Below are 18,126 nucleotides of genomic sequence, written 5' to 3'. Positions count from 1 at the left end.
TTATCGGCGGACCGAACATTTGCCGCCGTCATCTCGCCTCCAGATCCTGGACGACTTTCCGGAAAGACCGTCTTCGAGATTTGATCTGAATTCGGGCGTAAGATCGCCGAGCGCGAGGACACGCTGGAGCACAGATTGCAACTGAGGCGACGCGTAGTCGCAAATGATCGCGACCGGAGGAAATGGCCGAAAGGCCCAAGCAAGATCATCCGAAGAGATCAGGTCCCGGTCACGCAAATCGACCATCTCTCGAAGGAAGCTAACATAGTCCTCGGTGCTGAGTTCGAGTTTCGGCCAGACGGCGATCGCGCGGCGGACGGTTTGCTGATCGGGTTCGGCGATGAAGCGGATAGCGAAATCTGGATGCTGGACTGACAGCTGCTGCAGCCTCTTGAAACTCGCTATATCAAGCCAGGGTTTCGACGGCCCGCTCAGAAGGAGGCCTACAGTCGGAGAGAACACCCCGCTGAAATCCTTTTCGACAGCGATGATCTGGTTGGTATAGGCTTGGTAGCTGTCGGTCTGCGCCAACAGGCGGGCCTGAAGATCGTCGGCGCGCGACTCCGCGGTCCAGCCAGCAACGACGCAGCCGCACAGCAGCAGACACGCCAGCATGACCTGCAGACGTGTCGACAGCCGCGTGCGGCGTTCCCGACCCGGGCTCGTGCGACCGCATTTGGCGCTCGGAGTGGTGCGCTCGTCCATCTCTACGTCGTCAAGGCCGGGCTTGTCCCGGCCGTCCACGTTGTCCTGCGCGCTGAGAACCACGTGGATGCCCGGGCCTTCGCCGCACCGAAGCGGCTTCGGCCGCGCAGGCGGGACAAGCCCGAGCATGACGGCGTCACTAACGTCAAACGTTATTCGTCGCGACAGCTCCGCATGTCCGTATGCGATAGCCTTGCGACCGCGCCGGAGCGTTGATTGCATGGGCGCCGTCGACAGATCAGACGGCTTGCCGTGCGACATCGCTGATCACATCCTCGGCTTGTCGATATGAAGTCCTCGCGCCGCCAGCGCCTCGATCAGATGCGGCCGGCGCTCGTCGATCCATTCGACGCACTGTTCGGGAATGACACGAATGCCGTCATTGACCATCCGCGCCAGCGGGCCCGGAGCCCACGCAAGGATATGGCTGGTAGTGGGCCCCTCCTGCAGGTAGGCCACCCACGTATCCCAGGGCGGCACGTTGCCTTCGGTGAAAAAGCCTTCGGTCTCGTCGTGGGCCACGCCACAATCGAGACTATCGTCAGGAAAAAACGCAAGCAACCGGCCTTGAAAGCTGCAGATGTTTGGGGGGGGTGATGTTGCCGCCACCCAGGCGGCAACGGCGCTGCTGGGCGACCGACTGAACCCAGGCCTTCCGCGTTCGGCTGCCGAATTCGGGCGCGATGTCGGCGCTCCGGAATGTCGTCGAGGGCCACCACGGGCGCGGACGCGAGGCGCACCAGGCGATGGTCTCGGCCAGATGCTGGATGACCTCGTCCAACGTGTGGCCGTTCTCGTGATCAAGATTCATGGCGGGCTCATGTCGTTGCTGTCAGTCGAACGCTAGCATCCACCGGCCCTCGCCTCCTGTCCAGCATAGCACTGCGTCCGAAGCTCCCGCGGCACACTGGCGATTCATCATTGCTCTCTGCGCAACGATTCATGCACTGTCGTTAAGATTTCACGGACACACGTGATGCGCTGTCTCACGCAAAATTCGTGACACGGTCTCGCCATGTGGGGCATAGTGACATAGGCTTCGCCTGAGGATGCATGACGTGAGGACTTCAGAGCTGATACGACTGCTGGCTGGTCACGGAATCTCAAGACAGGCTTTCAGCATCGACGGGGTTGGGGCCTGCGAAGAGCAGTACAGACTGGACCGGGACGGCCCCCTCTGGAAATTCTACTACTATGAGCGCGGCGAGCAGGCGGGAGTTCGGCAGTTTGCCAGCGAGGATGAAGCGTGTCGTTTCATGCTCGACACCCTGCTGGCGGATCAGACGACGCGGCGCTGAGCCCTCTCGCGCGAGCGATCTGAAGGTGAGTTGATCCGGAAGAGGCGCACAACTTGATCACAAGCACTCATAGTCGTGCTCTCCGGCCCCGCTTGCTCACTTGAGCATTCGGGCCTCATTGTTCTCAAGGCGATGCGAGAGCACCGCCTGAACGCGCCGCGCGCGGCACTCCTCACCATGAGGGTGTATGCTGTCGCCGCGCCTCACCCGACCGCCCCCTGCGGCCTCAGCCGCAGTATCGCCGGCGGGAGGTTCGCTGCCAGCCATTCCGCAATCACCTTCTGCTTTCGGTGATACGCCAGTCCCACCGCGACCACCGCGACGCCGATCAGCGACAGTGCGAACGGGAACAGCAGCGAGTCCTTGAAGACGACGTCGGCGAGGTGGCCGAGATACATGGTGATGCCGATGGCGCCGAACACGGCGTAGGCGCGGCGGACGATGATGACGGCGATCGCGAGCAGGCCGACGTTCAGCAGGCAGTAGATCGCCTTGCCCAGCTCGGTCGCGCCTTCCGTGGCGCTGACGCCGCCCCAGAAGGCCATCAGGCCGAACAAGTGCAGCCAAAAGCCGAAGTCGCGGCTGTGGCTGGTGTAGTCGACGATCCACGCCACCGCGAGAATGCCGAGGCCGAACCAGATCGACACGACGCGGCGCATCTCCCAGTCGAAATGGCTGACGTTGAAGATCCAGGGCGTGAGGTCCATCGACATGAACCACAGCGCGACCGACATGATCGCGACGATGAAGGGTACGCGATAGAAGCGCAGCGCGATCGCGCCCGCCGCGATGGTGGCGATCTCCATGAACAGCCAACTGCCCTTGATCCAGACGTAGAAGTCATGAACCGTGCCGGGCTTGCCGAACTTGCCCCACCAGCCGAATTCGGCCTGGACGCCGTAGACGGCGAGCGGTGCCATAGACACGGCGATGGCGATCAGCAGGCCGCCGGGGACGCGCAAGCTCCGGCGCCAGAGGTGGTCGCCGGCGAAGCCGAACGCGGCGGCATAGGCGAGCGCGCAGGCCGTCAGGGCGCGGCCCCCCATCTGCGAGAAGGCCACCGTCGAGAACAGGCCCATGGCGCCGATCACGATCAGCGCGCCGGCGTACCAGAGCAGATGCGCGGCATCGAATTTGGCGTGCGCCGCCGGACCCGCCTTCGCCTGTTGCTCGAGGTAGGTCAGCAACCGCTGCAACTCGTCGGGCCCGATCGCGCCTGCCCCGGCGGCGGCGCGCAGATCTTGTTCCGAATAGGCCATCGTCATCACCCTCTGTGACCCCGCCGGGAGACGGCACGCAGGGGTCCGATCGCGCAAACGCCTGGGGACGTCGCGCCTCGGGACCGGTGCCGACGGGGCGGATATGGGTGAGTGTAGCGGATTGTGAGCGACGTTCAATATAATTTTGAACGACGCTCAAATATCTACGACCAACGTTCTAAAATACCCATCGCGACGCGGGGGCTAAAGCTGCTTCGACCCCGCCCTTCTCCACACCGTCATGGCCGGGCTTGTCCCGGCCATCCATGTCGTGCACCTGGAATGACGACGGGGATGCCCGGGACAGGCCCGGGCATGACGAGTCCTGGGTTGGCGGTTTGCCTCATCGCTGAGGGCAGAGGTTGGCGGATACGACCACCACAGGCCCGCGGCGCAGTCGCCTCAATCCTTGAAATACGGCTCGACCGGGCCGTGGACCTTGATGGTCAGCGGGTTGCCGTGGCGGTCCTTGGCATTCCCTGCGGCGACGCGGATCCAGCCTTCGCTGATGCAGTATTCCTCGACATTGGTCTTCTCGGCGCCCTTGAAGCGGATGCCGACGTCGCGCGACAGGATCTCCGCATTGTAATAGGGGCTCTTCGGATCGACCGACAGCCGGTCAGGAAATGGGGTCGCAGTCGTCTCGTTGTCGCTCACAGCAGTGCCTCGATCTCTTTCTTCAACGCCTCGGGCGTGGTGGTCGGCGCATGGCGCGACACCACATTCCCACGGCGATCGACCAGGAATTTGGTGAAATTCCATTTGATCGCCGACCCCAAGAGGCCGGTCTTCTCGCCCTTCAGGAACTTGTAGAGCGGATGTGCATCGGTACCGTTGACGTCGATCTTCGCAAACAGCGGGAAGGTGACGTCGTACTTGCCGGCGCAGAACGCGCCGATCTCCTCGGCCGTGCCGGGCTCCTGGGCGCCGAACTGGTTACAGGGAAATCCGAGCACGGCAAAGCCCCTGTCCGCATAGGCGCGGTGCAGCGCCTCGAGGCCGCGATATTGCGGCGTGAAGCCGCAGGCGCTGGCGGTGTTGACGATCAGCAGCACCTGGCCTGCGAAGCGCTTCAGCGGCACCTCCTCGCCCTTCAGCGAGGTCGCGGTGAAATCATAGATGCTGGCCATCAGCCCAGCACCGGATCGATCGGCGACGGCGGGGTACCGCCAGCCTCGATCGCTTCGCCAGCGAGAAGGCACGCGTCCTCGCGAAAGCGCTGGCCGACAAGCTGGACGCCGACCGGGACGCGGCCGACCATGCCGGTCGAGACCGTCAGGCCCGGCAGGCCGAAGAACGGAATCGCGATCTGCGTGAGCTGCGCGTGCCAGACCTGCTGGAAGGACTCCTCGTCCTTGCGGTCGAGCTGATCGGCGAACGGCAGCATGCCCGACACCGGCATCAGCAGCAGCGGATGCTGCTCCATGAACAGGAGCCATTGCCGGGTCAGCGCGGCGCGGCGCGCGAGCGTCTGCGACAGGTCGAATGGGTGAACCTTGTCACTGACGCCGCGCAGGCAGGCCAGCGCGCCCGGGTCGCCCTCCTTCTCGGCCGCTGCGAGTTGCGCCTCGTAGCCGTCGCCGAGCCAGAGACGGGTCTGCAGCAGCGCGGCCTCCTGCATCGGCGGCGTGTCCGCGATCTCCTCGACGGTCCAGCCGGCGGCTTCGAGCCGCCTGGCGGCATCGCGCAAGGCGGCCACGACCTCCGGCACCGGGTTCAGCCCGTCCGGGTTGACGCAGAGGGTGACGCGCTTCGGCAGCGGCGGGCCCTCGAGCGGCACCGGCATCCACCAGACATCGCGGACGTCGCGCGCCGACATCGCGGCCAGCGCGATCCTGACGTCGTTGACCGTGCGGGCGAGCGGGCCGGAGACGGCGCTGATCTGCGGGCCGATCGGGCGCTCGGGGAACTGTGTATTGAAGGCCGGGATGCGGCCGACCGTCGGGCGCAGGCCGTGGATGCCGCAGGCATAGGCGGGATAGCGGACGGAGCCGGCGATGTCGGTGCCATGCCCGATATGGCCGATGCCCGCCGCGGTGGCCGATCCTGCGCCGCCCGAGGAGCCGCCCGGCGTGATGCCGGGGTCGCGTGGGTTCTTGGTGTGGCCGTGGATAAGGTTACTGGTGAACCAGCGATAGGACACCGCCGGGGTGTTGGTGCGGCCGAGCAGCACGGCACCGGCCTTGACCAGGTTGTTGACGACCGGATTGTGCGCCGAGGCGATCGCGTCCTTCTGCAGATTGAGGCCGTTGGTGGTGGCGAAGCCGGCCTGGTCGACATTGACCTTGATCGTCACCGGCACGCCGGCGAGCGGCCCCGGATCCTCGCCGCGCGCCAGCCGGGAGTCGATGGCGTCGGCCTGTTGCAGCACGTCCTCGGGGCGATGGTCGACCACGGCGTTGATCGCGGGGTTCACCGCATCGAGCCGCGCCAGCGCCGCGGTCGCGGCATCGCGGGCGGAGACCTGCTTCGACTTGATGAGGGCGGCGAGGTCGGCAGCCGGCAGGCGCCAGAGATCGGTCATGGGGAGCTCCGTGGTGTCGGGGCTTGTTCTAGCGCGAGCACTTGTCGGGAGAAAGCCGTCGCGGCGCGGCACTCCAGCATAGCTTCGGCAGCAAACCGCATGGGTCTTGTTGCACTCGCCCTCTCCTCCTCGTCATGGCCGGGCTTGTCCCGGCATCCACGTCGTGCAGCGCGCGTGGACCGACGTGGATGCCCGGGACAAGCCCGGGCATGACGGAGAGCCAAACTGGCCGCGTGTTAGGGGTGCGAAGTGCGGTCGCGATCAATACCCATCCTGCATCGATCGATCCGGAATCAGGCTTGGTCAAGCTTCACGTTCGACTTTAAGAGCTGAAGCAAGCACATCACAAAAGGGGGAAACCATATGATCAGACCGGGCACCATCATGGCCGCAACATTCGTTCTCGCCGCTGCAGCAACGCTGGCGCCGCGCGCGGGCCACGCCGAGACCTATGCCTATGTCGGCAACGCCGACAGCAACGACATCAGCGTCTTCAAGTTCGATGCTTCCACCGGCGAGATGACCCCGGCGCAGACGGCTTCCTTCGTCGGCGTCGACAAGCCGGGCTCGTCGACCCCGCTCGCGGTCAGCCCGGACAAGACGGTGCTGATCGCCGGAATCCGCTCGCAGCCGTTCCAGGCCGAGAGCTTTGCGATCAATGCCAAGACCGGTCAGCTCAGCCACATCGGCAACGGCCCGCTCGCCGACAGCATGGCCAACATCGCCTTCGACCGCACCGGCAAGGTGCTGTTCAGCGCCTCCTATGGCGGCAACAAGGTGGCGGTGAATCCGATCCAGGCCAATGGCGTCGTCGCGGCGCCGAGCCAGGTGATCCCGACCGGCCTGAACGCCCACGCCTTCCTGCCCTCGCCCGACAACCGCTTCGTGTTCGCGACCAATCTCGGCTCCGACCAGGTGCTCGGCTTCGCCTTCGACGCCGCGACGGGCACGCTGACGGCCAAGGAGGCGCTGACGGTGAAGACGCCGGAGAAGTCAGGGCCGCGCCACTTCATCTTCCACCCGAACGGCAAGTTCATCTACCTTCTGCACGAGCTCAACGCGGATCTCGCGGTCTATGCCTATGACGCGGAGAACGGCACCTGGAGCGAGCAGCAGCGCACCACCGCCCTGCCCTCAGGCTTCACCGGCAAGCCCTGGGCGGCCGATCTGCACGTGACGCCGGATGGCAAGTTCCTCTACGCCTCGGAGCGCGGCTCGAACACGATTGCCGGCTTCAAGGTCGATGCGGCCAGCGGGCGCGTGAGCCTGATCGGCAGCGTGCCGACCGAGACCCAGCCACGCGGCTTCGCCATCGATCCCACCGGGCGCTATCTCGCCGCCGTCGGCGAAGTGTCGAACGGGATGACGGTGTATCGGATCGACCCGGCCAGCGGCGCGCTCACGAGCCTGAAATCCTACGCCGTGGGCAAGAAGCCGAACTGGGTGGAGTTCGTCAGCCTGCCGTGAGCGAACGACAGGGCCGCCACAAGATCGGACGTGGCGGCCCGGCGTTTCCATCGGCGCTGCGAGTGCCTATATACAACGCCATGACGATGCCTGCCGCCCAGCCTGACCGCCATCCCCTCGCAGTTCAACATCCGGAACTCGACGACGCCTCGATCCGCCTGCTGGTCGAGACCTTCTACGGGCGCGCAAGGGAGGACGAGCTGATCGGCCCGATCTTCAACCGTACCGTGGAGGATTGGGACGACCATATCGGCAGGATCAGCGATTTCTGGTCGTCGATGTTCCTGAAGACCGGCCGCTACAGCGGCGCGCCGATGCGGCCGCATCTGTTGCTATCGTTGCAGGGGCCGCATTTCGACCGCTGGCTGCAACTGTTCGAGGCGACGGCGAAGGACCTGTTCGCGCCGGAGCTCGCGGAGCTCTTCATCGTCCGCGCCCGCCGCATCGCCGACAGTTTCGAGATGGGCATCGCCAGCACGCGCGGCGACATCGCGCGCCCGCGCCATTCGGTCTGATCTCGGCCGCAAGCACGCGGGCGTTCGGGAAACGGCCATGCGGCCGTTCTGCGCTCAATGGCGCGTCATCGATTGCGCCGGCATGTTGAAGATCGCTTCGGAGAACGGGAACTCCAGCACGATCTCACCGTCCTCGTCGGTCACCTCGATGACGGCCGTCATCAGCGCCGCGTTGCCGCCTTCGGTCCGCAGCAGTTCCTTGATCATGTCGCGCGCGACTTCCCAGGCGCGGTCGGGACTGCGCAGCACCTCGCCGTCGGTGTCGGAGACCAGTTCCTCGCCGATCCGTGTGTTGAAGAAATATCTAGGCATCATCAGCTTCCAATGGGGTCGCGCGCTGGGGTTTTGAAGTCTCGAACATCTCACGACTGCTTTATCCGGCCAGCTCAGCCCCCCAAGCTAGGGACCGAATTGAACGGTGTTGCGAAGCCATCGATCACGAATTCGTTGTTTTCACGGCTCGTTCCGACGAAAACGGCAGCAACTCGCATCTGCAACTTCGCACTGCAATAAACAGGCCTGAGAGGCTCAAACAAAAAGATTCCACTGGCGAACTTTTCGTAGCACGGTAGTTTATTGCTGAGGACGATAACCGTCCCGACTTGAAGGAGAGGACAATGGCCTGGAAAGCACCGAAGATCGTTGAAGTGCCGGTCGGCATGGAAATCAACATGTACGCCTGCGCGGCCCGCAAATAATTCGCGGGTGTGACGTCCAGGTCTCGGCGATCAGGACGTCGACGCTTGAGGGTGGGGATCAGCGACCGCGTATGTGCCAGCCCGTACGCTGGTCGGATGTCCCACCCTCGTCACCTTCCCTGCGGGCGGTCCTGACCGTTGGTCAGCCTGCCTGTCGGAGATCCTGCCGCTGGTAATCGCGTGCGCCACCACAGCTGAATTCCAGGAGACGGCTCATGCTTCGCCTCGTCGTCCTGGGCGCCGCCGCGGGCGGTGGAGTGCCACAGTGGAATTGCGGCTGCGCCGTGTGCCGTGCCGCGCGCACCGATCATCCCGAGATCAGCAACAGCCAGGCCTCGGTCGCGGTCAGCGCTGATGGCGCCAACTGGTTCCTGATCAACGCCTCGCCCGATCTGCGCCAGCAGGTTACCCGCACGCCGCAACTGCATCCGAAGCCCGGCGCCCTGCGCCACAGTCCGATCGCCGGCGTGATCCTGACCAATGGCGAGATCGACGCGGTCACGGGGCTGCTGTCGATGCGCGAGAGTTCACCTTTCTCGATCCATGCGCACCCCAAGGTGCTTGCGATCCTCAGATCGAACAACATCTTCGATGTGCTGAAGGACGAGACCGTCAAGCGCGTGCCGATCGTGATCGACGTACCGTTCCGGCCGCTGCTGCAGGACGGCCGGCCCTCGGGCCTGGAGATCACGGCCTTCGCCGTCTCGGGAACGAGCGCGTGGTATCTGCGCGACAAGCAGCATCCCGGCGGCAGCTCCTCGACCGGCGACACGCTGGGCCTGAAGATCGCCGATCTCGAAGGCGGGCAATATTGCTACGTCATCGCCGCCTGTGCCGGCGTGGACGATGATCTGAGAACGAGATTGAGGGGCGCGCCCTTGGTGCTGTTCGACGGCACGGTGTGGCGCGACGACGAGATGATCCAGGCCGGACTCGGCAACAAGACCGGGCAGAGCATGGGACATATCGCGATGTCCGGAGAAAGCGGCGCGATCAAGCAGCTGGCGGACCTCGCGATCGGCAGGAAGGTCTTCCTGCACATCAACAACTCCAATCCGGCGTGGCTGCACGCCTCACCCGAGCGGCAAACGTTGGAACGCGAGGGATGGGAAATCCCCGCTGAAGGGATGGAGATCGTACTGTGAGTGAGGTCAATCTGAGCGGAATGACGGCGCTGTCGATCGGACGCGGCGTGACGCTGAACAGTGCAAGCGAATTGGAAGCAGCACTTCGCCATATCGGCGCGACGCGCTATCACAACCACCACCCGTTTCATAAGCTGCTGCACGGCGGCAAGCTCAACAAGGGCCAGGTGCAGGCCTGGGCGCTCAACCGCTACTACTACCAGTCGACGATCCCGCTGAAGGACGCGATGGTGATGACGCGCTTCCGCGACCGCGCCACGCGGCTGGAATGGCGGCACCGCATCGAGGATCATGATGGCGATGTCGGCAGCGAGGGCGGCATCGAGCGCTGGATCAAACTGACCGAAGGTCTCGGCCTCGACACGGCCTACGTCGAATCGACCGAAGGCATCCTGCCGGCCACCCGCTTCGCGGTCGAAGCCTATGTGCATTTCTGCCGCGACCGCTCGCCGCTGGAGGCGATCGCCTCGTCGTTGACCGAGCTGTTCGCGCCGAGCATCCATGAAGAGCGCATCTCGGGCATGCTCGAGCACTACGATTTCGTCAACAACGACACCATGAGCTACTTCAAGCGCCGTCTCACCCAGGCGCCGCGCGACGCGAACTTCGCGCTGCATTACGTCAAGGAGCACGCCACCACGCCGGAGCAGCGCGCCGCCGTGTGCAACGCGCTGATCTTCAAGACCAACGTGCTGTGGGTGCAGCTCGACGCGCTGTATCATGCCTATGTCGAGGGCCACATCCCGCCCGGCGCCTTCGTGCCGAAGGAGGGCTGAGCGTGGTCTTCGCGGCTCTCTCAAGGGTACCGGTGCCACCCTCCCCTGGAGGGGGAGGGTCGGCTCGCGCGAAGCGCGAGGCGGGGTGGGGTGAAGCCACCTGCCGCGGTGCGCATGGAGAGATCGCCCCACCCCGTTGCGCATCGCGGGCGATGCGCAACGACCCTCCCCCTCCAGGGGAGGGTGGGCACCGCCGATGCCGCGGCATCGGACAGAACGCAACAATCATCGGCTAGAGACCCGCCATGGCCCCGCGTCACATCCAAGTTGCCGAGACCAGCCGCGTGGTGCTGCCGCGGCATGCCAAGCTGAAGTTCGACGAGACCCGGCAGGTCTGGGTGATCCTGGCGCCGGAGCGCGTGCTGGCGCCGGACGAGATCTCAGTCGAGGTGCTCAAGCTGTGCGATGGCGCGCGCAGCGTCGCTGATATCATCGACGAGCTCGCGGCGAAATATGCCGCGCCTCGCGACGTCATCGCGACCGATGTGGTTGCCATGCTGCAGGATCTCGCCGACAAGGGATTCCTGACCGAGGTTCGGGAGACGACATCATGACCGAGCTGACCGACACCTCACCGCCCATCGACAGCAATGACGGTCTCGCCGTGCTGGAGCGGCGCGGTTCCGTGGCCGAAACCTACGGCATTCCGCTCGCCGTGCTGCTCGAACTCACGCATCGCTGTCCGCTGCAATGCCCCTATTGCTCCAACCCGCTGGAACTCGATCGCGCCGGACAGGAGCTGACCACCACGGAATGGAAGAAGGTGCTGTCCGAGCTCGCCGAGATCGGCGTGCTGCAGATCCACTTCTCCGGCGGCGAGCCGACCGCGCGCAAGGATCTGGTCGAGCTGGTGCAGCATGCCAACGACGTCGGCCTCTACACCAACCTGATCACCTCGGCCGTGCTGCTGACGCGGGAGCGGCTGAAGGAGCTGGCCGATGCCGGGCTGTCCCATGTCCAGATCAGCTTCCAGAGCAGCGAGGCCGGCATCGCCGACCGCGTCGGCGGCTACAAGGGCGGCCACGTCAAGAAGCTCGAGGTCGCGCGCTGGACCCGCGAGCTCGACCTGCCGCTGACGGTCAACGCCGTGATGCACCGGCAGAACCTGCATCAGCTGCCCGACATCATCCAGATGGCGATCGATCTCGATGCCGACCGGCTCGAGGTCGCCAACGTGCAATATTACGGCTGGGCGCTGAAGAATCGCGCCAGCCTGATGCCGACCTACGCCCAGCTCGAAGAGACCGACCGCATGGTCGAGGAGGCGCGCGAGCGGCTGAAGGGCACGCTGACGATCGACTACGTCGTGCCGGACTACTACGCGCTGCGGCCGAAGAAGTGCATGGGCGGCTGGGGCCGGCAGTTCTTCAACATCTCTCCCTCGGGCAAGATCCTGCCCTGCCACGCTGCCGAGAGCATCACCGGGCTCGACTTCATGTCCGTGCGGTCGAACCATTCGATCGCCTGGATCTGGCAGAACTCCGAGGCCTTCAACCGCTACCGTGGCACCGGCTGGATGAAGGAGCCGTGCAAATCCTGCGAGTTCCGCGAGATCGATTTCGGCGGCTGCCGCTGCCAGGCGTTCGCGCTGACCGGCGATGCGGGGAATACCGATCCGGCCTGCACGCTGTCGCCGCTGCACGAGAGCATCTTCAAGCAGGCCGAGCGTGACGCGGCCTCGGGCAAGGACCGCTTCCTCTATCGCAACTTCGCCGGCGGCACGCCCGAGAGCAATGATGCCTGACGCCGAAGCCGGCCGCGCCTCCGCGCGCCGCAGCGATCCGTTCGCGCCGCTGACGTCGGAATGGCTGGATGTCTCCGGCGGTCACCAGATCTATGTCGAGAGCAGCGGCTGCGCTGGCGGCATTCCCGCGGTCTATCTGCATGGCGGGCCGGGCTCCGGATGCCAGCCGGATCACCGCCGCCTGTTCGATCCCGAGCGCTTCCATGCCGTGCTGTTCGACCAGCGCGGCGCCGGCCGCTCGCGTCCTGCGCGCAGCCGCGACAACAACACCCTGCCCGACCTGATCGCCGACATGGAGGCGATCCGCGAAAAGTTCGGTTTCGACCGCTGGATCGTCGCCGGCGGCTCCTGGGGCGCCACCTTGGCGCTGGCCTATACGCAGGCGCACCCGACGCGCGTCACGGGGCTGGTGCTGCGGGCAACGTTCCTCGGCACCCGTGCGGAAGTGGAGACGGCCTTCGGCGAGACGCTGGCGCGCTTTCACCCTGCGCTGCACCGCGACTTCCTGGAGATGCTGCCGGAGAACGAACGCGCCAACCCGTGCGACGCCTATTTCCGCCGCATCCTCGATCCCGATCCGGCGATTCATGGCCCGGCTGCGCGCGCCTGGCACGACACCGAGCGGGCGCTGTCCGAGATCAAACCGGCCCGCGCCCATCTGGATCGGCTCGCCATCCGCTCCGGCACCGCCTTGCCGGCGACGCCGTTCATGGAGGCGCATTACTTCTCGCAGGACAGCTTCATGGCGAAAGGCCAGTTGCTGCGTAATGCGAGCAGGCTGAGCGGGATTCCCGGAATCATCGTGCAGGGCCGCTATGACCTGCTCTGTCCGCCCTCCACCTCCGCGCGCCTGGCCGAAATCTGGCGCGACGCCGAAATCCGTGTCGTCGAAGCCGCAGGTCACAATCTTTATGATCCCGGCATCCGCGATGCGGTCATGAAAGCCATCTGCGATATGGCGACGCGCACGACTGCGCCTTAAACACATGGTCATCTCTCCTCATCCTGAGGAGCCATGCGCGGCATGGCGTCTCAAAGGATGAGGCCCCAGACATCCCCCCGCCTCATGGTTCACCGGGCAATGCGCAGCATTGTCCGGGAGACGCGCCAAGTGACGCCCTCACCATGAGGAATTGGCCGCTGAACAAGGACATCTGCAATGCCCATCGCCGGGAAAGGCATGCTTTTGACATCGATGAACATCGATGCTGAGCATGAAGCCGATTTCAACAATTGGTATGACAGCGAACATCTCGAAGAGCGCGTGGCCATCCCCGGCTTCATCGAGGCGCGACGCTATGTCGCCGAGCAGGGCAGCCCGAAATATCTCTGCCTATATTCGACCGAAACGATCGACGTGCTCGACAGCGCGGCCTACCGCGCCCGGCTGGAGTCGCCGACGGAATGGTCGAAGGCGGTGATGGCGCGGTTCAAGAACATGATCCGCAGCGTCGCGCGCATCACGATCTCGATCGGCGCCGGTCGCGGCGCCGTGCTGGGCATCATCCGCCTGCGGCCCAAACCCGGGCAGGACAAAGCGTTGCGCGACGCGCTGCAGATCGAGCTCGACCCAAGCAAGCTGAGGGGCATCATCTCGATGCATCTGCTCGAAGGCGATGCCGACCTCTCCGGTCCCGCCGCTGGAGTTCCTGCGAGCTCGCGCGATGCCGACTGGTTCATCCTCATCGACGGTACCGACAGTCATGCCATCGCCACCTTGATGACCACCCGCTTCGCGGCGATCGACGGTCCGCTGGCGACGCAGATCTCGGCCGGCATCTATCGCCTGATGTGGGACTTGAGCCGCGCCGACATCGCGGCGGCGAAGTGAGTTAGATCCCGCCTCTCTCCACATCGTCATGGCCGGGCTCGTCCCGGCCATCCACGTTGTGCGGCATCCTGGGAACGACGTGGATGCCCGGGACAAGCCCGGGCATGACGGCGGAGTGCGTGGCAGCCCGCGTGCTCCACCCTCCATTCTTTAATTTATCGTCATCCTCGCAATCTATCGTCACCGAAAATGCCGCATCGCAACACGTGGCAGCATCAGGCCGGCAATGCGGCGCCGCACACTGTGCATGAGGGGCAGCTTTGCAAATTTGCCTTTGTGCGCGCCTTGGAATGGCTCTAGTCTGATAAGACTATTCAATTGAGCCATTCAAAAAACAGAAGGGCGACGAACAGGACCTGCTCCGGACCCACATCGATCCCTAGCCGATCCTGAACAAGCAGTCGTCCTCACGTCAGGAAGGCCGCGCGCTCATGGTTCGCCGCGCGGACAGGGTATGAATGAGAGCGACTGATATCTCGGCCCCCGACTACTTTCACAAAGTGGTCGACTGCCAATGGGCTTGTCCCGCACACACTCCGGTCCCTGAATACATCCGCCTGATCGCTGAGGGTCGCTACAGCGACGCCTACATGATCAATTGGAAATCGAATGTATTCCCGGGCATTCTCGGACGCACCTGCGATCGCCCTTGCGAGCCCGCCTGCCGACGGGGGCGTGTCGAGGAAAGCCCGGTCGCGATCTGCCGCCTGAAGCGCGTTGCGGCCGATTTCAAGGACGACATCCATCAGCGCCTGCCGCGCCCTGCCCCGAAGAACGGCCGGCGCATCGCGCTGGTCGGCGGCGGCCCGGCCTCGCTGACGGTGGCGCGCGATCTCGCGCCGCTCGGCTATCACTGCACCGTGTTCGATGCCGACCCAAAGCCCGGCGGCATGATGCGCTCGCAAATCCCCAAATTCCGCCTGCCCGACAGCGTCATCGACGAGGAGACGGGCTACGTGCTCGGCCTCGGCGTCGACTACAAGGCCGGCCATCGCGTCGACAGCCTCAAGACGCTGCTGGCCGAGAACTATGATGCCATCTTCATCGGCTCCGGCGCGCCGCGCGGCCGGGAGCTGAACATTCCCGGACGCAAGGAAGCCGCCGCGAACATCCATCTCGGCATCGACTGGCTCTCCAGCGTCTCGTTCGGACACACCGACAAGATCGGCAAGCGCGTGATCGTGCTCGGCGGCGGCAACACCGCGATGGATTGCTGCCGCACCGCGCGACGGCTCGGCGGCGAGGACGTCAAGGTCATCGTGCGCTCCGGCTTCGAGGAGATGAAGGCGTCGCCCTGGGAGAAGGAGGACGCGCTGCACGAGGACATTCCGATCCTCAACTATCTCGTGCCGGTCGCCTTCAATCACGACAATGGCAGGCTCACCGGCGTCACCTTCCAGAAGGTGAAGGCCGAATATGACGCCAGCGGCCGTCGCTCGCTGGTGCCGTCGGGCGAGCCCGATGTGACCTATGACTGCGACGACGTGCTGGTCGCCGTCGGCCAGGAGAACGCGTTCCCCTGGATCGAGGCCGATTGCGACATCGCGTTCGACAAATGGCACATGCCGGTGGTCGATCCGACAACCTTCGTCTCGACCAACCCGAAAGTGTTCTTCGGCGGCGATGCGGCGTTCGGTCCGAAGAACATCATCTGGGCGGTCGCCCAGGGCCACGAGGCCGCGCTGTCGATCCACCGCCTGCTGTCCGGCGAGGACATCACCGAGCGGCCGCTGCCCGAGGTGCATGTCTCCTCGCAGAAGATGGGCATCCATGAATGGAGCTATGACAACGACGTTTCGTCCGAGAAGCGCTTCAAGGTGCCGCACCGCGACAAGGTGGTCGCGCTGAAGGACATCCGCGCCGAGGTCGAGCTCGGCTACGACGTCAAGCTTGCGCTCGGCGAGGCGCATCGCTGCCTGAATTGCGACGTGCAGACGGTATTCTCCGACACGCTGTGCATCGAATGCGACGCCTGCGCCGACATCTGTCCGATGGACTGCATCACCTTCACCGACAACGGCGAAGAGGCGGATCTGCGTTCGCGCCTGAAGGCGCCGGCGCCGCATCCCGACCAGAGCCTCTACGTGTCCTCGGATCTGAAGACCGGGCGGGTGATGGTGAAGGACGAGGACGTCTGCCTCCATTGCGGCCTGTGCGCCGAGCGCTGTCCCACCGGTGCGTGGGACATGCAGAAATACTTCATCGAGACGACTCACGCAGGTAACGCATGTCCCAGCAAGCGCCGCTCAGCAGCGTAAACGACTTCGTCGTCCGCTTCGCCAACGTCAACGGCTCCGGCTCGGCCAGCGCGAACGAACTCTTCGCGCGCGCCGTGCTCCGCCACGGCGTGCCGGTCAGCCCGCGCAACATCTTCCCGTCGAACATCCAGGGCCTGCCGACCTGGTACGAGGTGCGCGTCACCGAAGCGGGCCATCTCGGCGCCCGCGGCGGCGGCACTGATCTGATGGTGGCGATGAACCCGCAGACCTGGGACAAGGACGTCGCCGGTATCGCGCCGGGTGGCTATCTGTTCTACGATTCCACCAAGCCGATGCCGGCAACCAAGTTCCGCGACGACATCACCGTCATCGGCGTCCCGCTGACCGCGATCACCAACTCGACCTATTCGGATCCGCGCCAGCGCCAGCTGTTCAAGAACATCATCTATCTCGGCGCGCTCTCAGCGCTGCTCGACATGGATCCGAAGCTGATCGAGCAATTGATCGGTGAGCAGTACAAGGGCAAGGAGAAGCTGCTCTCCTCCAACGTCCACGCGCTGCATCTCGGCCGCGACTGGGCGCTGCAGAATTTGAAGTGCCCGATCGGCCTGCGCATCAAGAAGGCCGACAAGGTCGGCGACCGCATCTTCATCGAGGGCAACAACGCCGCCGCGCTCGGCGCCGTCTATGGCGGCGCCACGGTCTGCGCCTGGTACCCGATCACGCCGTCGTCGTCGCTGGCCGAAGCGTTCAGCAACCACTGCAAGAAACTGCGGCACGATCCGGAAACCGGGCAGGCCAAATACGCGATCGTGCAGGCCGAGGACGAGCTCGCCTCGATCGGCATGGTGGTTGGCGCGTCCTGGAACGGCGCCCGCGCCTTTACCACGACATCGGGCCCCGGCGTGTCGCTGATGACCGAGTTCATCGGCCTCTCCTACTTTGCCGAGATCCCGGCCGTGATCATGAACGTGCAGCGCGCCGGCCCCTCGACCGGCATGCCGACGCGGACGCAGCAATGCGACCTGATCGCCTGCGGCTATGCCTCGCACGGCGATACCAAGCATGTGATGCTGTTCCCCGAAGATCCGGCGGAGGCGTTTGAGTTTGCCGCTGCGGCGTTCGACCTCGCCGAGCGGCTACAGACCACGATCTTCCTGATGCTCGATCTCGACATCGGCATGAACCAGCGGCTGTCCCGGCCGCTGAAGTGGGACGACGCCAAGCAGTATGACCGCGGCAAGGTGATGACGGCGGAAATGCTCGACGAAGGCCGCGACTTCGGCCGCTATCTCGACGTCGACGGCGACGGCATTCCGTTCCGCACCTACCCCGGCACGCATCCGACGAAGGGCTCCTACTTCACCCGCGGCACCTCGCGTGACCGCTACGCGCGCTATTCCGAGGAAGGCGCCGTCTATGCCGACAACGTGCAGCGCCTGCTGCGCAAGTTCCAGACCGCGCAGGACATGGTGCCGCGGCCGCTGCAGGCCAATGCGAGCAAGCCGACCAGATATGGCGTGATCTATTTCGGCTCGACCGCGCCGGCGATGGACGAGGCAATCGGACTGCTAGAGGCGCGCGGCTGTCAGCTCGACCGCCTGCGCATCCGCGCCTTCCCGTTCCATTCGAGCGTGGCGAGCTTCATCGCCGAGCACGACTTCGTCTATGTGGTCGAGCAGAACCGCGACGCGCAGCTGCGCCAGCTGATCGTCACCGAGAACGGCATCGACCCGGTCCGGCTGGTGCCGATTCTGCATTATGACGGCACGCCGATCACGGCGCGCTTCATCGCCGATGCGATCGGCGACCACCAGGACCACATCAAGGTCACACCGCTGCGCAAGGCGGTGTCATGACTTTACAGCCACTCTCTCCACGGTCATGCCCGGGCTTGTCCCGGGCATCCACGCCTCTCTTTCCTCGGACTCCCACGTGGATGGCC

Annotated in this window: 20 protein-coding genes; 12 read left to right on the top strand and 8 right to left on the bottom strand. The window is 64.8% G+C overall.

Annotation, left to right across the window (positions count from 1 at the left end):
- From ACQR13_RS12840 to ACQR13_RS12830, 3 genes are read right to left on the bottom strand one after another with little or no spacing between them, the layout of a single operon-like run.
- Entirely contained in the window at positions 1–966 is a 966-nt protein-coding gene (locus tag ACQR13_RS12840; RefSeq protein WP_434862885.1) for a hypothetical protein, read from the bottom strand.
- Between the two features lie 6 nt (positions 967–972).
- Entirely contained in the window at positions 973–1,227 is a 255-nt protein-coding gene (locus ACQR13_RS12835; RefSeq protein WP_434862884.1) for a hypothetical protein, read from the bottom strand.
- Positions 1,228–1,246: 19 nt separating this feature from the next.
- Positions 1,247–1,516 (bottom strand): hypothetical protein, encoded by a 270-nt coding sequence (locus tag ACQR13_RS12830; protein ID WP_434862883.1) that lies wholly within the window; start codon positions 1,514–1,516, stop codon positions 1,247–1,249.
- A 247-nt stretch (positions 1,517–1,763) separates the two neighbouring features.
- Here ACQR13_RS12830 and ACQR13_RS12825 point away from each other — a divergent pair, with 247 nt between their 5' ends.
- A complete protein-coding gene (locus ACQR13_RS12825) occupies positions 1,764–2,003 on the top strand; it encodes a hypothetical protein (protein ID WP_315828305.1) in 240 nt (79 codons plus the stop codon).
- A 203-nt stretch (positions 2,004–2,206) separates the two neighbouring features.
- Here ACQR13_RS12825 and ACQR13_RS12820 read toward each other — a convergent pair whose 3' ends face one another.
- The 4 genes from ACQR13_RS12820 to ACQR13_RS12805 all read right to left on the bottom strand — a co-directional run bounded on the left by ACQR13_RS12820 (position 2,207) and on the right by ACQR13_RS12805 (position 5,786).
- Positions 2,207–3,262: a hypothetical protein gene (locus ACQR13_RS12820; RefSeq protein WP_434862882.1), complete on the bottom strand. Its 1,056-nt coding sequence runs from the start codon at positions 3,260–3,262 to the stop codon at positions 2,207–2,209.
- A 402-nt stretch (positions 3,263–3,664) separates the two neighbouring features.
- Positions 3,665–3,919, bottom strand: coding sequence for a DUF3297 family protein (locus ACQR13_RS12815; RefSeq protein ID WP_315718031.1), 255 nt, complete (start codon positions 3,917–3,919; stop codon positions 3,665–3,667).
- Positions 3,916–4,392, bottom strand: coding sequence for a glutathione peroxidase (locus tag ACQR13_RS12810; RefSeq protein WP_316193159.1), 477 nt, complete (start codon positions 4,390–4,392; stop codon positions 3,916–3,918). The genes ACQR13_RS12815 and ACQR13_RS12810 overlap by 4 nt, the downstream gene beginning before the upstream one ends.
- Entirely contained in the window at positions 4,392–5,786 is a 1,395-nt protein-coding gene (locus ACQR13_RS12805; protein ID WP_434862881.1) for an amidase family protein, read from the bottom strand. Before ACQR13_RS12805 ends, ACQR13_RS12810 begins: the two co-directional genes overlap by 1 nt.
- A 363-nt stretch (positions 5,787–6,149) precedes the next feature.
- On the opposite strand from ACQR13_RS12805, the gene ACQR13_RS12800 reads away from it, so the two are divergent.
- Together ACQR13_RS12800 and ACQR13_RS12795 are read left to right on the top strand one after the other, a co-directional pair.
- Positions 6,150–7,253, top strand: a complete 1,104-nt coding sequence (locus ACQR13_RS12800) for a lactonase family protein (protein ID WP_315828309.1) — start codon at positions 6,150–6,152, stop codon at positions 7,251–7,253.
- An 80-nt stretch (positions 7,254–7,333) separates the two neighbouring features.
- A complete protein-coding gene (locus ACQR13_RS12795; RefSeq protein ID WP_315828337.1) occupies positions 7,334–7,768 on the top strand; it encodes a group III truncated hemoglobin in 435 nt (144 codons plus the stop codon).
- Between the two features lie 54 nt (positions 7,769–7,822).
- Here ACQR13_RS12795 and ACQR13_RS12790 read toward each other — a convergent pair whose 3' ends face one another.
- Positions 7,823–8,080, bottom strand: a complete 258-nt coding sequence (locus ACQR13_RS12790) for a DUF6894 family protein (protein WP_315718026.1) — start codon at positions 8,078–8,080, stop codon at positions 7,823–7,825.
- Positions 8,081–8,385: 305 nt separating this feature from the next.
- Between ACQR13_RS12790 and pqqA the strand changes: the two genes are divergently transcribed.
- From pqqA to ACQR13_RS12745, 9 genes are all read left to right on the top strand, one after another.
- Complete coding sequence (gene pqqA, locus ACQR13_RS12785) at positions 8,386–8,466, top strand: pyrroloquinoline quinone precursor peptide PqqA (protein ID WP_012029362.1); 81 nt, start codon at positions 8,386–8,388, stop codon at positions 8,464–8,466.
- Positions 8,467–8,681: 215 nt separating this feature from the next.
- On the top strand, positions 8,682–9,611 hold the full coding sequence (pqqB, locus tag ACQR13_RS12780) for a pyrroloquinoline quinone biosynthesis protein PqqB (protein ID WP_315718025.1): 930 nt from the start codon (positions 8,682–8,684) through the stop codon (positions 9,609–9,611).
- A 20-nt stretch (positions 9,612–9,631) separates the two neighbouring features.
- A complete protein-coding gene (pqqC, locus tag ACQR13_RS12775; protein WP_409977980.1) occupies positions 9,632–10,387 on the top strand; it encodes a pyrroloquinoline-quinone synthase PqqC in 756 nt (251 codons plus the stop codon).
- Positions 10,388–10,632: 245 nt separating this feature from the next.
- The gene (pqqD, locus tag ACQR13_RS12770) at positions 10,633–10,941 is read left to right on the top strand and encodes a pyrroloquinoline quinone biosynthesis peptide chaperone PqqD (RefSeq protein WP_315718023.1); all 309 of its coding nucleotides are present in this window, start codon (positions 10,633–10,635) and stop codon (positions 10,939–10,941) included.
- Entirely contained in the window at positions 10,938–12,131 is a 1,194-nt protein-coding gene (pqqE, locus tag ACQR13_RS12765; protein WP_434862880.1) for a pyrroloquinoline quinone biosynthesis protein PqqE, read from the top strand. The genes pqqD and pqqE overlap by 4 nt, the downstream gene beginning before the upstream one ends.
- On the top strand, positions 12,124–13,113 hold the full coding sequence (pip, locus tag ACQR13_RS12760; RefSeq protein ID WP_434862879.1) for a prolyl aminopeptidase: 990 nt from the start codon (positions 12,124–12,126) through the stop codon (positions 13,111–13,113). The genes pqqE and pip overlap by 8 nt, the downstream gene beginning before the upstream one ends.
- Positions 13,114–13,290: 177 nt before the next feature.
- Positions 13,291–13,962: a DUF4286 family protein gene (locus ACQR13_RS12755; protein ID WP_316226453.1), complete on the top strand. Its 672-nt coding sequence runs from the start codon at positions 13,291–13,293 to the stop codon at positions 13,960–13,962.
- A 458-nt stretch (positions 13,963–14,420) separates the two neighbouring features.
- Positions 14,421–16,220, top strand: a complete 1,800-nt coding sequence (locus ACQR13_RS12750; RefSeq protein ID WP_316193161.1) for an FAD-dependent oxidoreductase — start codon at positions 14,421–14,423, stop codon at positions 16,218–16,220.
- Positions 16,190–18,040, top strand: a complete 1,851-nt coding sequence (locus ACQR13_RS12745; RefSeq protein ID WP_315718017.1) for a 2-oxoacid:acceptor oxidoreductase subunit alpha — start codon at positions 16,190–16,192, stop codon at positions 18,038–18,040. The genes ACQR13_RS12750 and ACQR13_RS12745 overlap by 31 nt, the downstream gene beginning before the upstream one ends.
- Positions 18,041–18,126: the final 86 nt, after the last annotated feature.

The organism is Bradyrhizobium sp. HKCCYLRH3059 (assembly GCF_051168035.1).
Taxonomy (GTDB): Bacteria; Pseudomonadota; Alphaproteobacteria; order Rhizobiales; family Xanthobacteraceae; genus Bradyrhizobium.
Note: the sequence above shows the minus strand (reverse complement) of the source record. Positions and strands in the feature narration are given on the sequence as shown.

Bases quoted from the DNA above. Each gene is read 5' to 3' on its own strand.
- ACQR13_RS12840 (WP_434862885.1), bottom strand. From the start codon at position 966: ATGTCGCACGGCAAGCCGTCTGATCTGTCGACGGCGCCCATGCAATCA.
- ACQR13_RS12830 (WP_434862883.1), bottom strand. From the start codon at position 1,516: ATGAATCTTGATCACGAGAACGGCCACACGTTGGACGAGGTCATCCAG.
- ACQR13_RS12820 (WP_434862882.1), bottom strand. From the start codon at position 3,262: ATGGCCTATTCGGAACAAGATCTGCGCGCCGCCGCCGGGGCAGGCGCG.
- ACQR13_RS12810 (WP_316193159.1), bottom strand. From the start codon at position 4,392: ATGGCCAGCATCTATGATTTCACCGCGACCTCGCTGAAGGGCGAGGAG.
- ACQR13_RS12805 (WP_434862881.1), bottom strand. From the start codon at position 5,786: ATGACCGATCTCTGGCGCCTGCCGGCTGCCGACCTCGCCGCCCTCATC.
- ACQR13_RS12800 (WP_315828309.1), top strand. From the start codon at position 6,150: ATGATCAGACCGGGCACCATCATGGCCGCAACATTCGTTCTCGCCGCT.
- ACQR13_RS12795 (WP_315828337.1), top strand. From the start codon at position 7,334: ATGACGATGCCTGCCGCCCAGCCTGACCGCCATCCCCTCGCAGTTCAA.
- ACQR13_RS12790 (WP_315718026.1), bottom strand. From the start codon at position 8,080: ATGCCTAGATATTTCTTCAACACACGGATCGGCGAGGAACTGGTCTCC.
- pqqA (WP_012029362.1), top strand. From the start codon at position 8,386: ATGGCCTGGAAAGCACCGAAGATCGTTGAAGTGCCGGTCGGCATGGAA.
- pqqB (WP_315718025.1), top strand. From the start codon at position 8,682: ATGCTTCGCCTCGTCGTCCTGGGCGCCGCCGCGGGCGGTGGAGTGCCA.
- pqqC (WP_409977980.1), top strand. From the start codon at position 9,632: ATGACGGCGCTGTCGATCGGACGCGGCGTGACGCTGAACAGTGCAAGC.
- pqqD (WP_315718023.1), top strand. From the start codon at position 10,633: ATGGCCCCGCGTCACATCCAAGTTGCCGAGACCAGCCGCGTGGTGCTG.
- pqqE (WP_434862880.1), top strand. From the start codon at position 10,938: ATGACCGAGCTGACCGACACCTCACCGCCCATCGACAGCAATGACGGT.
- pip (WP_434862879.1), top strand. From the start codon at position 12,124: ATGCCTGACGCCGAAGCCGGCCGCGCCTCCGCGCGCCGCAGCGATCCG.
- ACQR13_RS12755 (WP_316226453.1), top strand. From the start codon at position 13,291: ATGCCCATCGCCGGGAAAGGCATGCTTTTGACATCGATGAACATCGAT.
- ACQR13_RS12750 (WP_316193161.1), top strand. From the start codon at position 14,421: ATGAGAGCGACTGATATCTCGGCCCCCGACTACTTTCACAAAGTGGTC.
- ACQR13_RS12745 (WP_315718017.1), top strand. From the start codon at position 16,190: ATGTCCCAGCAAGCGCCGCTCAGCAGCGTAAACGACTTCGTCGTCCGC.